This window comes from Loigolactobacillus bifermentans DSM 20003 (assembly GCF_001434575.1).
Lineage (GTDB): Bacteria > Bacillota > Bacilli > Lactobacillales > Lactobacillaceae > Loigolactobacillus > Loigolactobacillus bifermentans.
This window is the reverse complement of the sequence record NZ_AZDA01000133.1, coordinates 1-12,951: the sequence shown is the minus strand read 5'-3', so window position 1 is coordinate 12,951 and position 12,951 is coordinate 1. Positions and strand designations below refer to the sequence as shown.

Here is a 12,951-nt window from a genome sequence, read left to right as displayed (position 1 = left end):
TGTTTCCCTCCTATGAATGAGATTTTAGTCTGAATTAGTCTTCAAAAATCTTAATTTCTTTTGAATCTTCAGTTAAAGCGACGATTGCTTTGCGGCGTTTTTTGGTCATACCAACATAACGGCCTTGACGCTTTTGTTTACCGCGAACGTTTAAGATGTTAACTTTTTTAACTTTAACATCGAAAATTTCTTCAACGGCATATTTAACTTGCGTCTTGTTCGCGCGAACGTCAACTTCAAAGGTATATTTCTTGTCGTCCATAATGGCCATTGACTGTTCAGTCACCATCGGACGTAAAATTACATCACGTGATTCCATTATGCAAGAGCCTCCTCTACTTGAGCGAGAGCAGCTTGAGTCAGGATTAATTTATCGTTAGCTACAACATCTAACACGTTAACGCCATCTGCTGATAAAACAGTAACATTTGGCAAGTTACGTGCAGCCAAAGCAGCTTGATCATTACCATCTTCAAGAACTACTAATGCTTTCGTTTGAACGTCCAGGTTCTTCAAGCTTTCAGCGAAGAGTTTTGTTTTTGGTTGGTCGAATTGTAAAGCGTCAACAACGACTAACTTTTCATCGATCACTTTTTGTGACAAAACAGACTTCAATGCTAAGCGACGAACCTTCTTAGGTAATTTGTAGCTGTATGAGCGAGGTGTAGGGCCAAAGACCGTACCACCACCACGCCATTGTGGGGCGCGAATTGAACCAGCACGAGCACGGCCAGTACCTTTCTGACGCCATGGTTTCTTACCACCGCCACGAACAGCGCTCCGGTTTTTAACAGCATGTGTACCTTGACGTAAAGATGCACGTTGCATGATGACAGCATCAAAAACAACGTTATCGTTAGGGGCAATACCGAAAATTGTGTCGTTTAATGTAACGTCACCATTTTGGCTGCCATCCTGTTTATATAATGTAACTGTAGGCATTTAAATTTTCCTCCCTTCCCAAATTATTTATTAGCTGTATTTTTAACAGCGTCTTTAATTGTAATTAATGACTTCTTTGAACCAGGAACGTTACCTTTGATCAAAATAACGTTACGGTCTGTATCAACACGAACGACTTCCAAGTTTTGGATCGTAACAGTATTGTTACCCATCCGACCAGGTAATTGCTTACCAGGGAAAACGCGGTTGATGATCGCACCCAATGAACCAGGACGACGATGATAACGAGAACCGTGTGCCATAGGTCCACGACGTTGGTTGTTCTTCTTGATAACGCCTTGGTAACCGTGACCCTTCGTTGTACCCGTTACGTCGACGATTTCACCAGCTTCAAAAGTATCAGCTTTGATCTCGTCTCCTACTTTGATATCTCCTAAAGCGATGTCGCGAAATTCGCGAATGAAGCGCTTAGGAGCCGTTTTTGCTTTTGCAACATGACCCTTAGCAGGTTTGTTAGACAAAACGTCGCGCATATCGTCGATACCAACTTGTAATGCTTCGTAACCGTCAGATTCAACTGTCTTCACTTGTAAGACAACGTTTGGTTCTGCCTTGATGACTGTAACTGGGATCAATTCACCGTTGTCAGTGAAGATCTGTGTCATCCCTACTTTTGTTCCTAAGATTCCTTTTCTGGCCATGAGTACACCTCCAATTTAATTGTATTTGAACTATAATTTAATTTCGATATCCACACCACTTGGTAAGTCTAACTTCATCAAGGCGTCAACCGTTTTAGGTGTTGGGTTGATGATGTCGATCAAACGCTTGTGTGTGCGCATTTCAAATTGTTCACGTGAGTCCTTGAACTTATGTGTCGCAGCAATAACTGTGTACAATGTACGTTCAGTTGGTAATGGAATTGGGCCTGAAATTGCAGCCCCTGTCCGTTTAGCTGTTTCGACGATCTTTTCTGCAGATTGGTCTAAGACGCGATGTTCGTATGCCTTAAGACGGATCCGAATCTTTTGTTTTGCCATGTTTTTCCCTCCTTCGTTCGTTTTTAAAATGAACTAGCTCCGTGAAAATTCCCGACACACTCCGCCATGGCAAAGCGGCCGGGTGTGTCGCAACCTTTCACATCTGTGCTCCCTTAATTGTAACAATTAGGGGGTGCATCATTCTTTGAAATCAGCACCTTATCTATCTTACAAGATAGGCCTCAGAATAACAACCCCTTTTTCAAAGTTTTTTGAACAAAATAAAAAAGAATCCGCAATTGGATTCTTTTCTACCTATTATATAGGTCACAGCCTAGTAAGCTTGTGCCCAAACCACCATCTTATCAGCTGGTTTGCCACAATAGATACAATGGTCGCTTAAATGTTCTTGTTCAAATGGGATACAACGTGAACCTGCTTTGGTTTCTTTCTTAACTGCCTTTTCGCAAGCTTCATCCCCACACCACATTGCTTTGACAAAACCATTGTGGTTGCCTAGTTTTTCTTTGAATTCATCAAAGGTTGTTGCGGTATAAGTGTGGCTGGCTAAATGTTCAGCAGCCTGCTGGTAAAGGTTCTTTTGGATGGCATCTAACAAGGCAGGTACTTCAGTCGCTAAATCAGCAATGGCAACGCTGGTCTTTTCGCCTGTGTCCCGACGTGCCAAAACAACTTGGGCGTTGGCAAGGTCACGTGGGCCGATTTCCAAACGAACTGGCACACCGCGCATTTCGTATTCGCTAAACTTCCAACCTGGCTTCTTATCACTATGATCCATATCAACCCGGATACCAGCAGCCTTTAATGCTGCTTGAATCTCGTCAGCTTTGGCAAGCACGTCATCATTTGGTGCAATTGGAATAATTTCAACTTGAGTTGGTGCAACCTTAGGTGGTAATTTCAAACCACGATCGTCACCGTGAACCATGATCAAGCCGCCAATGATCCGTGTCGACAAGCCCCATGACGTTTGGTTACCATATTGTTGTTCACCATTTTTATCCAAGTATTTAATGTCAAATGCCTTAGCAAATTTATCCCCAAAGTCATGTGAAGTGGCCGACTGTAAGGCACGACCATCTGCCATCATTGATTCTAACGTGAAGGTTTCTTTTGCACCGGCGAATTTTTCACTTTCAGTCTTTTGCCCTTTTACCACTGGAATGGCTAAGTACTCGCTGACCACTTTTTCATAGTCATCTAAGATCTGTAAGGTTTCTGCATGCGATTCAGCTGCAGTTGCATGCACCGTATGGCCTTCTTGCCAGAAGAATTCTGAGGTCCGCAAAAATGGCCGTGTGGTCTTTTCCCAACGCATGACACTTACCCATTGGTTGTACTTCAATGGCAAGTCGCGGTATGAATGAACCACTTTCGCATAATAATCACTGAATAACACTTCTGAGGTTGGTCGAACGGCTAAGCGTTCTTGTAACTGTTCAGTCCCACCTTGGGTCACCCAAGCGACTTCAGGGGCAAAACCGTTGATCAACTCTTGTTCTTTTTGCAACAATGATTCTGGGATCAGCATCGGCATGACCATGTCTTCATGGCCGGTTGCCTTGATCAATTTGTCAAAACTATGCTTAATGCTTTCCCAAATTTCATAGCCGTAAGGCAAGATGATCATGGCACCACGAACTGGTGAATAATCTGCCATTTTTGCCTTTAATACAGTGTCGGTATACCATTTTGCGAAGTCATCATCACGTGCGGTAATTTCTTTTACAAAGTCTTTTGCCATTCTGTTCACCTCATATTTTTTGTGGAAAATAAAAAGCATTGCTTATTTGAGGGACCCATTAGGCGGTACCACCCTCATTCAAAGCAATGCTTTACATCTCAAAATTAATTAGCGCTTAATTAAACGTGCAGGTTTATCCCTGCATTTCAACATGGTAGGTTCAAGAGATCGATTTTTGAGCTTCTCAGCAACTGCTCTTTCCTGGCAAATCGAGTGCCTCTTTACTAGTCCAATCAAATAACTTATTTAATTGTCTCTCACTATAACGAACTAAACCGGTTTCGTCAAGTGGTTATTCTCACAATCTGCTTGCTCGCCTTATTGACCAGTGACAACTGGGCCTGTCCAAGCGTCCATACCAGCAAGCACATTAATCACTTGGTAGCCTTGCTGTTGCAGCTTTTTAGCTGCCCAAACACTTCGGACACCGCCAGTACAGATCAGATAAACGGGCTGTGTCTTAGAAATTTGGGCAGGTAAATAACGGATCACTTCGTAGGGCACATTGAGGGCTTGGTCAATGTGCCCCGCAAAATATTCATCTGGTCGGCGCACATCCAGCAACTGAATGGGCTGTTGTAACCGTCGGGCCAGTTCTGTCACCGTGATATTCATTTTGATTTTCTCCCAACGCCAAAACATTAGACAACAACCTTTTTAAAATGTAATTTCACAACAATCAATTGACTGAACACTGCACCGCTTAACACCAATAGATCATAAATAAATTCAGGTGCGTGCCAGAAATAAGCACCGATACCCACTAATAAGACTGCTAATAGCGCCAGCCAGCACCATTCGAGCCAATCATACTTGCTTCGAATGCGATGGTGGGCCCAGCCTAGTAAACCGATGGTCACAAATAAAACCACGCCAGCGACGATCCAAATCAGCCAAATCGGATAATTTTCGTTGAGAAATAAAATTTCCCGCATAAACCCTAAATGGGTGTTGAACAGATCGCGAAATAAAAAGGGTAAGCCAACCAGAAGCAACTGTAAAATCAAAATGACACAGCGTCCAATTCGTCTAAGCATCGCGGCTAACCAACTCCTTTAAACGTTGAATGATCAGTTCATCATCAGTGGCCGTTAAGGTTCGCACATCAAATTGCAACTGGTCATTTTCAACTCGTGCGACAATTGCCGGTTTGCCTAAGCGTAGCGCTGCTTCCAGCTTTGTAGCAGAATACAACGGTGTGGTCACCGTGACCAAATAAGTCGGCAACGTATACCCTGGGAAAGAACCACCGCCTACTTGGGATTCCCCTTTAATGTGGCTGACCTGTAACGTTGGCAATTCCAATAAGCGTTGCATGAAATCAACCGCATGGTTGGCCAAAGTGGCTTCTGATTGGGTGATCATGCGTAATGTTGGCACATTTTCTAGTAATTTATCTGGATTTTGATAAAGGTGTAAGGTTGCCTCTAAAGCTGTTAGGGTCAGCTTATCCACCCGTAACGCCCGCGTTAACTGATTGTGCTTCATCTGATCCACGTATTCCTTTTTACCGGCAATAATACCAGCTTGCGGTCCCCCTAGTAGCTTATCGCCTGAGAATGTCACGACATCGGCATACTTTAATTCCTCTTTGATCAAAGGTTCAGCTGGCAAGCCATAAGGCTGTAGATCGACTAACAACCCACTCCCAAGATCATTGATCAGTGGTAAATGGTGCGCGTGTGCTAATTGCGATAAGTCTGCTGTGGCCACTGACTCCGCAAACCCGACCATGCGGTAATTACTGGTGTGCACTTTTAACAAAGCCCCTGTGGTTTCCGTGATCGCCCGTTCATAGTCGTACAAGTGGGTTTTATTGGTCGCCCCGACTTCTTTCAAAAGACCACCGCCACGGGTGATAATATCCGGAATTCGGAAAGAATCCCCGATTTCCACAAGTTCACCACGGGAAACGATCACTTCTTGTTGTTGGACCATGGTATCCAACACTAACATCACGGCTGCTGCATTGTTATTCACAACTAAAACAGATTCAGCACCCGTAATTTCCTGCAGTAAGCGCTCGGTATGATGGTACCGCTGTCCGCGTTGTTTCTCAGCGAGATTGTATTCCAAATTTGAATAGCCAAATGCGACTTGTTCAAACGTATCCCGAATCGCTGGACTTAATACGGCCCGGCCTAAATTAGTGTGTAGTACCACGCCAGTCGCATTGACCACATGCCGTAGGGACATATCCCCTTTTTCATGAACCGCCGTTTGAATCTGTTGCACCAATAACGCCAAAGTTGGCTCCGTTTCATCGCCTGCTTTGATCTGGCTGCGCCAGTGCGTCAAAACATGTTGCACTGTATGTTTGACCAACGTATAACCATATTGATCACACAATGTTTTGACTGCTGGTGACTGCATCAATGTATTCATTGCCGGCAACGCCGCAAAAAGATTCTGCTTCATCAAAAATTACCCCTTCGCCAAGGCCACAATGCCTTGCATGGTTTGAATGGCCGCCTGCGTTTCCGCCTGCGTATTAAAACTTGAAAATGAAAACCGCACAATACCTTGTTCAACCGTGTGTAAGGTCTCATGAATCACAGGTGCACAGTGTGCCCCTGGACGCGTGGCAATGTCGTGCTCTGTTAATAAATCCGAAATTTCAGCTGCATTCACATACCCGACGTTTAAGGCAACGGTGCCCACATGGTCCACTTCAGGATGCGAATACAAGGTGACCAGCGGTAATTCAGCCATTGCCGCCGCAAATTCATCTGCTAGTTTGACCGCTTGCTGACCAAGCTGAGTGACGCCTTGATCAAGGCAGTATTGAACACCTGCCGCCAAGCCTGCAATGCCTGGAACATTTAACGTGCCTGCCTCGAGTGCCTCCGGCAAGAAAGCTGGCTGATGGTGATTAAAAGAGTCGACCCCACTGCCACCTGAAATCAAGGGTTCAATCGGTAAAGCTTTCCGGAAACAAATCCCACCTGTACCTTGCGGACCGTAAAGTGACTTATGCCCGGTAAAACATAAGACATCAATCCCTTGCGCCTGCATATCGATTGGCGTATTACCAGCCGTTTGCGAAGTGTCTAACACAAACAGCAGCTGATGCCGCTGACAAAACGCACTGATCTGATCAATTGGTAACCGATAACCGGTGACATTTGAGGCATGGGTACACACCACCATCTTGGTATTAGGTTGGAGCGCCTGTTCCAGCTGGTCAACCGCTAAGGCCCCTGTTTGAGCATCAAGACCGATCAACGTATGCGTCACGCCTTGATCGGCCATTTGATAGAGCGGTCGCAAAACCGAATTGTGCTCAAACACGGTGCTGATCACATGGTCGCCTGGTTTTAATAACCCTTTAATGGCAAAGTTCAAGGCTTCAGTGGCATTATTGGTGAAGGCAATCAACGCTTCATCAGGCGCATGAAATAACGTTTTTAATAACTGACGACAACGATAAACCACCTCATGTGCCTTGATTGCGGCTGGGTAAGCCCCACGTGACGGATTGGCATACGCATTGCTAGCAAGCACTTGATACACCGCATCTGCTACAGTTTTCGGTTTTTTTAAAGTTGTTGCACCATTGTCTAAATAAATCATGTTATCCCTTCAATTCCCGTTTATTCGCCACACGTTGGGTAATGCCATCCTTATCCATTCGTTCCAAGATCATCATGGCATAGCGCCGGCTAGAACCGGTAATATCCCGAAAATCGGCCAAACTCAACTCACCTTCACGCTGAATAAATTGTGTCACCCGTTCAATGGTGTGTTGGTAACTGGTTGTTGCCATGACATAATCCGAGTTTAACAATACCACATCCGTATTGATCAGGCCATTTAAAACCTGTCGCTTTTGGCGATCCGTTCCCACTAAATCAGTGATGGCAGACGGAATCAAATTGGCCTGGGTTAACTGCACTAATAGGGCCTGTTTAATGGCTTGTTGTGCCGGCGTAAACTGTGGCTCAAAATCAGCTAGAGCTACTAAGCCAGCCTGTTCCTTAATGACCTGCTGTTGCACAAAATAATCAAAAATCGGTGTTACGGTTTGCGTTTGGGTCCAATCGGCCAATCGAGACATTAATTCTGCCCGCGATAAACCAGCTACCAGCGGATTATGCTGATGGAAATCGCCTAACAAGGTGATCAATTGTTGTTTTAAAGCAACCAATTTGGCTTGGACCGCATAGCTTTTACCAAATTGGACCAATGTTCCTTGTGTGACTTGTGCAGTGAGTAAAGTCGTCGCCACTGTTTCACTTACATTTAACAAATCCATCACTTGCGTTACCGTTACAAAATAAGCAGGCTGCTTATGAATGAAATCCGTTAAAATAGCCGCTGCCTCACCTGCTTGCCGAATATGCAGGGTTTCTAAAATCGGCTGTTCATAGCGGTGGTGCCGTTTCGGATTGGCTGCCAACACTTGTCCCCCGCCAATCGTGTGCATTGGCGAATAGGTCCGCATAATAAACCGATCACCATTTTTAACGCCAACTTGTTCTTCTAACCGAATTTGAACCAAGGCCTGCTCATTCGGTTTTAACTCATCTGTCCCTAACGGGTAGACTCGCCCTAACACTTCTCGGGCGCCAATATACAAACGGACACGCTCTTGCATGGTCAGTGCCGCTTCTGGTAGATCCAAGGTTTGTAACGCCAAATCCAGCATCCAGCTTGGTTGGACATTCTCCGGTAAAGTCAAAACATCCCCGCGAGCAATTTGATCTGCTTTAATATTTAAATTTAACGCGGTACGCTGGCCCGGTAAGGCAACTGTTTCGTCTTGATCGTGCACCTGAATGTTACGCACGTGGGCTAAAACACCGTTGGGGTAAACTTCTAGGTCATCATTAGTATGAATCGCCCCATCTAACAACGTACCCGTCACAACTGTCCCGAACCCTTTTAGTGAAAAGACCCGATCCACATTCAGTCGTGGGCGCCCTGTATTGTGGCGTTGCGGTAACTTAGCCACTGTTTGGTCCATTAATTGTACTAATTCAGGCAATCCAGTGCCACTGACTGCATCTGTTTTCACAATTGGTGCATCCGCAATCACGGTCCCTTGAAAGGTTTCTTGAATATCCTCAATGGCTAAGTCACACATTTCTGGGTCAACAGTATCCACCTTGGTTAATACCACAATAAAGTTGGTGATGCCTAGCAAGCGTAAAATAGCGGCGTGTTCACGGGTTTGTGGCATCACACCTTCACCTGCATCGACGACCAGTAACACGAGATCAATACCGGACAAGCCAGCAATCATGTTTTTCAGAAACTTTTCATGCCCTGGAACATCAACAATGCCCACACGTTGATGACTGGGCAGATCAAAATAAGCAAACCCTAAATTAATGGTAAGCCCACGCCGCTTTTCTTCCTTGGTTGTGTCGGTTTCAATGCCGGTTAAGGCACGAATCAAAGTTGTTTTGCCGTGATCAACGTGTCCGGCAGTCGCAATGACAATGTGTTCCACTTCAGATTACCCCTCATATTTAAACAATAATTGATAGTCACTTTTGAGACCATGGCGTTCACCATGATAAACGGCTTGATAATGGATCTGTTCTGCCTGTAAAAAGGCCTTGATTTTCGGCAGATCCGCCAGCGCAAAGCGTAGGCTTAAGCCACAACCAGCTGTGATCTGGCCAGGTGTGGTTAACGCCCGCGCCTTGATCTGCTGCGCTTTGACTAGGGTCTCACTTTTAATCGCCTCATGGGTTTCATCAAATACCACTAAGCCAAATTCTTGATCCATTTGATAACCTTCTTTATGAAAATTATGGCCGCACTAACCGTTGCGACTTGCGCATGATTTCTACGATTCGGAACATATTGGTGATCTCACCAACTGCCATTTTTTCTTTTAAATCGAAATAGTTGATACAAACCCCACAAGATAAGATCTTAACCCCTTGTGCTGCTAAAGCCTGTAAATCTTCAACTGAATCAGAGCCTTCAGCAACTAACTGAACGCCACCGTTATAAAACAAAATGTATTCTGGCAAAACATCCTGTTCTGTCAATGAATAGACAAAACTCTTTAATAACGTTTGCCCTAACTTTTCGTCACCTTGACCCATGGTATTGGTATTGATCACCACCGTATAGCCTTGTGACAACCGAATTTGGCCGGCTTCTGAGCTTTCAATATGTGGTTGATCAGCATCGCCATCAGTCGGCGTACTAGCAGTGACCGTTGCCGCTGGTGTCGTCGGGGCAGTTGCTGTTGTGGTACCAGCCTTGGCAATATTGACTTGAAATTGATCAGGTGCCAATTGCTTCATGGCATACTGATAGTTTAACTGTTTGGCCATTTTTTCAAGATTTTGAGTTGAAACATCTGTATCCACTAAGATCTCGACTTCGTTGTGGTCGCGCAATGCCTTTTTAGTCCGAATAATTGGAATCGGGCAAGCCTGACCTAAAGCATCTATTTTCGCTAAGTTTTCTGACATGTTGAAACGTCCTTTCTATTTGACAATTATTTCAATTGGGTCATCAGCCGCTTTTTCCGTCACACGGCCGATACAATTTGCTGTCACACCAGCTTGCTTCAGATCAGCGACAACAGTGGCCACCTGATCTGCTGGCACGCTAGCCAATAAACCACCTGAGGTTTGTGGATCGTAAACAATTTCCTCCAGTGCATAATCATCTAGTTCAAACTTGATCTTGTCTTGTAGGAAATTACGATTGCGTTGCCCACCTGCCGTGACTAAAAATTCTTCTGCACAAGTATATGCATCTGGGATCATCGGCAAGTCAACTGCTTCAATGGTGGCTTGTAACTGGCCGTGTAACATTTCGCTTAAATGTCCTGCCAAGCCAAAGCCGGTGACGTCTGTACAGCTGGTCACCTGATGTTGCTTCAGCACATCCGCTGCATATTTGTTCAATGTTTGCATTGAGTCGACTGCTTGCTGAAAAGCAGCTTCACTGGCCGCTCCGGCATTGTAACTGGTGGTGACAATACCCACCCCTAATGGCTTGGTCAAAATCAAGGCATCCCCTGGCCGTACTGTATCATTGCGTAAAATTTGATTCGGTGCCACTTTACCCGTTACGGCTAACCCATACTTAGGTAATCGATCATGGATCGAATGGCCGCCAGCTAAAATTCCCCCGGCTTCCTTGACCTTTTCTTGACCACCTTGCAAAATTTTCTCCAAGATATGCCGATTCATGTCTTCTGGGAAGCAAACAATGTTTAACGCAGTCAACACATCGCCACCCATTGCAAATACGTCGCTTAACGCATTTGTAGCCGCAATTTTACCGAATAAATAAGGGTCATTCACCATTGATGGAAAGAAGTCCAACGTTTGGATCAATGCGGTCTCCGCATCGATTTGATAAACTGCTGCATCATCGGTGGTGTCATAGCCGACTAATAAGGCATCATCACGTTTATTAGCTGGTAATTTGGCTAAAATATCCGCTAAATTACCAGGCCCCATTTTGGCATTACAACCGCCACAAACAATTAATTGCTCTGCTGCAAATTTTGCCGTTTCCGTCATCTTTTATCCCTCCGCTTGCGCTGTTAAAAAGTGCATATCTGCTAGTAAACTGGCGGTTAATGCTGCCGGATTTTGAATACCAGTGACTAACTTCAACTGACAAGTTCCCGTTGCTTTTGGAATCAGCAACCCTTTTTCTAAAGCCGTCGCATTTAATTCAACGGTTTCATCCCGCCAAGTGAATAAGTCAGGCTGGGTCAAACTAGTGGCGGTCATGCCGTCCCAATTAATAAACCCTGCCAATTGCCACTGCTTTTCGTTATAAACTTGCCAATTTTGAATTTGTTCAGCCAGCCAATTTGTCGGCTGATCAGGCCAGAACGTCACAAAGTCATGGATATACGAACCACTCACGATAATTGGTCGTTCTGCTGCACTTAACACTGTTTTCACAGCTGTATCATTGACTGAAAAGTTTAATTCATCTACCACTTGTTGTCCCATGGTCATCGGCCCAAACGCACCGCCCATTATATATAATTGTTTGACTTGTTTTAAAAAGCCAGGCCATAATTGCTGCGCTGCTGCTAGATTGGTTAACGAACCTGTCGCAACAATGGTGATTTCTTGTGGGTGTTGGCGCACTATTTTCACTAAATAACGCACCGCGGCAGATGTTACATCCACTTCACTACTGGCCCCAACATAAAACGGTAGCTCTAAATCAGCCGCTTCCCATAACAGCTTGGTCTGTTGCGTCACCTGTGCTAACGTCCCATTCCCATAAGTTAAGGTCACCCCTAGCACATCTACGGTTGGCATTCGTAATAAATGGGCTAACGCAAGGCCATCATCAATATCATGCCCTGCTAAACCAAAAGTATTATCACAATCTAAAATGACTTGTGGCAAATAAATCGCCGCCCTCTCTTTTTAAATCGGCCGCTGTGTCAATATCGCCTAAAGTTGGCAACATGGCATAGGTCACGGCACGCTGTTCTAATCTATTTTGAGTTACTTTCAATACACTATCCGTGCTCCAAGCTGTCTCTGCTTCTAAAATAGGCGTTAAATCCAATTGCCGGCTCCCAATCAAATAATAACCACCATCTGGACTAGGTCCGAGCACCACCGAATGCGCTGTCAATTGATCAAATGCTTGTTGCAAAATGGCGGTGGTTAAGCCTGGAATATCACTGCCGGTTAACACCACCTGCTGATACCCTTGCTGACGCACCTGTTGCAAGGCCACTGCCATTGCTGTTCCCAGTGACGCCTTAACTTGCGGAAAAGCTGTTACAGCTGCCGGTAATTGTGCCAAAAATGCCGTACTAGCAGTAGCATTAGCCGCACGATAAGCCAGAAAGACTTGCGTTGCTGGTAACCGCAAAGCCGCCGTCAGCAATCGCTGTAATAAAACCGCCTGGATCTCAGCCGCTACTTGCGGTGAATAGGCCGGGCTTAAACGTGTTTTGGAGAAACCAGCCGTTGGGACCTTTGAAAAAATAAGATATGCTTGCTTCACCATTAATCAATTCCGTTCTTTTTAAACAATTGCGTCAGAAATTCCGGCTGCAAATACTGTTGACATTTGGCGTAAATCTCAGGATTTTGAATTGGTTTGTGCTCATAATCCACCAATAAGCGGGCGCACCAGGCTAAGGCACGTAATAACAAAAACGGCATATAGCGCTGCACATTTGCCACGACTTGTGCTTCCGATACCTGTGCCACACGCGCATACTGTGCCATGAAGGCTTGCTTTTGCGCTGACGTTAAAATCGTCGTGGTCCGCCACAATGTGGTACCCGAATTATTCATACGAGGTTTAATATCGGCATACCGCACAATTTTGGACCAA

Annotated in this window: 15 protein-coding genes and 1 pseudogene; all 16 read right to left on the bottom strand. The window is 45.0% G+C overall.

The features are described 5' to 3' along the window. Positions 1-34: 34 nt before the first annotated feature. On the bottom strand, positions 35-319 hold the full coding sequence (gene rplW, locus FC07_RS13570; RefSeq protein ID WP_057905630.1) for a 50S ribosomal protein L23: 285 nt from the start codon (positions 317-319) through the stop codon (positions 35-37). Beyond that, complete coding sequence (gene rplD / locus FC07_RS13565) at positions 319-942, bottom strand: 50S ribosomal protein L4 (RefSeq protein ID WP_057905629.1); 624 nt, start codon at positions 940-942, stop codon at positions 319-321. The genes rplW and rplD overlap by 1 nt, the downstream gene beginning before the upstream one ends. Positions 943-965: 23 nt before the next feature. Then, entirely contained in the window at positions 966-1,604 is a 639-nt protein-coding gene (rplC, locus tag FC07_RS13560) for a 50S ribosomal protein L3 (RefSeq protein WP_057905628.1), read from the bottom strand. Between the two features lie 30 nt (positions 1,605-1,634). Then, complete coding sequence (gene rpsJ, locus FC07_RS13555) at positions 1,635-1,943, bottom strand: 30S ribosomal protein S10 (protein WP_057905627.1); 309 nt, start codon at positions 1,941-1,943, stop codon at positions 1,635-1,637. Positions 1,944-2,217: 274 nt separating this feature from the next. Continuing rightward, a complete protein-coding gene (gene proS / locus FC07_RS13550) occupies positions 2,218-3,648 on the bottom strand; it encodes a proline--tRNA ligase (RefSeq protein ID WP_057905626.1) in 1,431 nt (476 codons plus the stop codon). A gap of 318 nt (positions 3,649-3,966) precedes the next feature. Continuing rightward, positions 3,967-4,290, bottom strand: a complete 324-nt coding sequence (locus FC07_RS13545) for a rhodanese-like domain-containing protein (protein WP_057905625.1) — start codon at positions 4,288-4,290, stop codon at positions 3,967-3,969. After that, a complete protein-coding gene (locus tag FC07_RS13540) occupies positions 4,290-4,685 on the bottom strand; it encodes a hypothetical protein (RefSeq protein ID WP_057905624.1) in 396 nt (131 codons plus the stop codon). Before FC07_RS13540 ends, FC07_RS13545 begins: the two co-directional genes overlap by 1 nt. Then, a complete protein-coding gene (selA, locus tag FC07_RS13535; protein WP_057905623.1) occupies positions 4,678-6,066 on the bottom strand; it encodes an L-seryl-tRNA(Sec) selenium transferase in 1,389 nt (462 codons plus the stop codon). Before selA ends, FC07_RS13540 begins: the two co-directional genes overlap by 8 nt. A 6-nt stretch (positions 6,067-6,072) precedes the next feature. After that, entirely contained in the window at positions 6,073-7,221 is a 1,149-nt protein-coding gene (locus tag FC07_RS13530; RefSeq protein WP_057905622.1) for an aminotransferase class V-fold PLP-dependent enzyme, read from the bottom strand. A 1-nt stretch (position 7,222) separates the two neighbouring features. Then, entirely contained in the window at positions 7,223-9,103 is a 1,881-nt protein-coding gene (gene selB, locus FC07_RS13525) for a selenocysteine-specific translation elongation factor (protein ID WP_057905621.1), read from the bottom strand. A 6-nt stretch (positions 9,104-9,109) separates the two neighbouring features. After that, entirely contained in the window at positions 9,110-9,385 is a 276-nt protein-coding gene (locus tag FC07_RS13520; protein WP_057905620.1) for a putative Se/S carrier protein, read from the bottom strand. Between the two features lie 22 nt (positions 9,386-9,407). Next, positions 9,408-10,085, bottom strand: coding sequence for a sulfurtransferase-like selenium metabolism protein YedF (yedF, locus tag FC07_RS13515; RefSeq protein WP_057905619.1), 678 nt, complete (start codon positions 10,083-10,085; stop codon positions 9,408-9,410). A gap of 15 nt (positions 10,086-10,100) precedes the next feature. After that, positions 10,101-11,150, bottom strand: a complete 1,050-nt coding sequence (gene selD, locus FC07_RS13510; RefSeq protein WP_057905618.1) for a selenide, water dikinase SelD — start codon at positions 11,148-11,150, stop codon at positions 10,101-10,103. Positions 11,151-11,153: 3 nt separating this feature from the next. Beyond that, a complete protein-coding gene (locus FC07_RS13505; RefSeq protein ID WP_057905617.1) occupies positions 11,154-12,002 on the bottom strand; it encodes a nucleoside hydrolase in 849 nt (282 codons plus the stop codon). Continuing rightward, positions 11,977-12,618 (bottom strand): TIGR04282 family arsenosugar biosynthesis glycosyltransferase, encoded by a 642-nt coding sequence (locus FC07_RS13500; RefSeq protein WP_057905616.1) that lies wholly within the window; start codon positions 12,616-12,618, stop codon positions 11,977-11,979. Before FC07_RS13500 ends, FC07_RS13505 begins: the two co-directional genes overlap by 26 nt. Beyond that, positions 12,618-12,951 (bottom strand): annotated as a pseudogene (locus FC07_RS16025) (hypothetical protein); the annotation flags it as partial. The gene FC07_RS13500 and the pseudogene FC07_RS16025, both read right to left, overlap by 1 nt.

Bases quoted from the DNA above. Each gene is read 5' to 3' on its own strand.
- rplW (WP_057905630.1), bottom strand. From the start codon at position 319: ATGGAATCACGTGATGTAATTTTACGTCCGATGGTGACTGAACAGTCA.
- rplD (WP_057905629.1), bottom strand. From the start codon at position 942: ATGCCTACAGTTACATTATATAAACAGGATGGCAGCCAAAATGGTGAC.
- rplC (WP_057905628.1), bottom strand. From the start codon at position 1,604: ATGGCCAGAAAAGGAATCTTAGGAACAAAAGTAGGGATGACACAGATC.
- rpsJ (WP_057905627.1), bottom strand. From the start codon at position 1,943: ATGGCAAAACAAAAGATTCGGATCCGTCTTAAGGCATACGAACATCGC.
- proS (WP_057905626.1), bottom strand. From the start codon at position 3,648: ATGGCAAAAGACTTTGTAAAAGAAATTACCGCACGTGATGATGACTTC.
- FC07_RS13545 (WP_057905625.1), bottom strand. From the start codon at position 4,290: ATGTTTTGGCGTTGGGAGAAAATCAAAATGAATATCACGGTGACAGAA.
- FC07_RS13540 (WP_057905624.1), bottom strand. From the start codon at position 4,685: ATGCTTAGACGAATTGGACGCTGTGTCATTTTGATTTTACAGTTGCTT.
- selA (WP_057905623.1), bottom strand. From the start codon at position 6,066: ATGAAGCAGAATCTTTTTGCGGCGTTGCCGGCAATGAATACATTGATG.
- FC07_RS13530 (WP_057905622.1), bottom strand. From the start codon at position 7,221: ATGATTTATTTAGACAATGGTGCAACAACTTTAAAAAAACCGAAAACT.
- FC07_RS13520 (WP_057905620.1), bottom strand. From the start codon at position 9,385: ATGGATCAAGAATTTGGCTTAGTGGTATTTGATGAAACCCATGAGGCG.
- yedF (WP_057905619.1), bottom strand. From the start codon at position 10,085: ATGTCAGAAAACTTAGCGAAAATAGATGCTTTAGGTCAGGCTTGCCCG.
- selD (WP_057905618.1), bottom strand. From the start codon at position 11,150: ATGACGGAAACGGCAAAATTTGCAGCAGAGCAATTAATTGTTTGTGGC.
- FC07_RS13500 (WP_057905616.1), bottom strand. From the start codon at position 12,618: ATGGTGAAGCAAGCATATCTTATTTTTTCAAAGGTCCCAACGGCTGGT.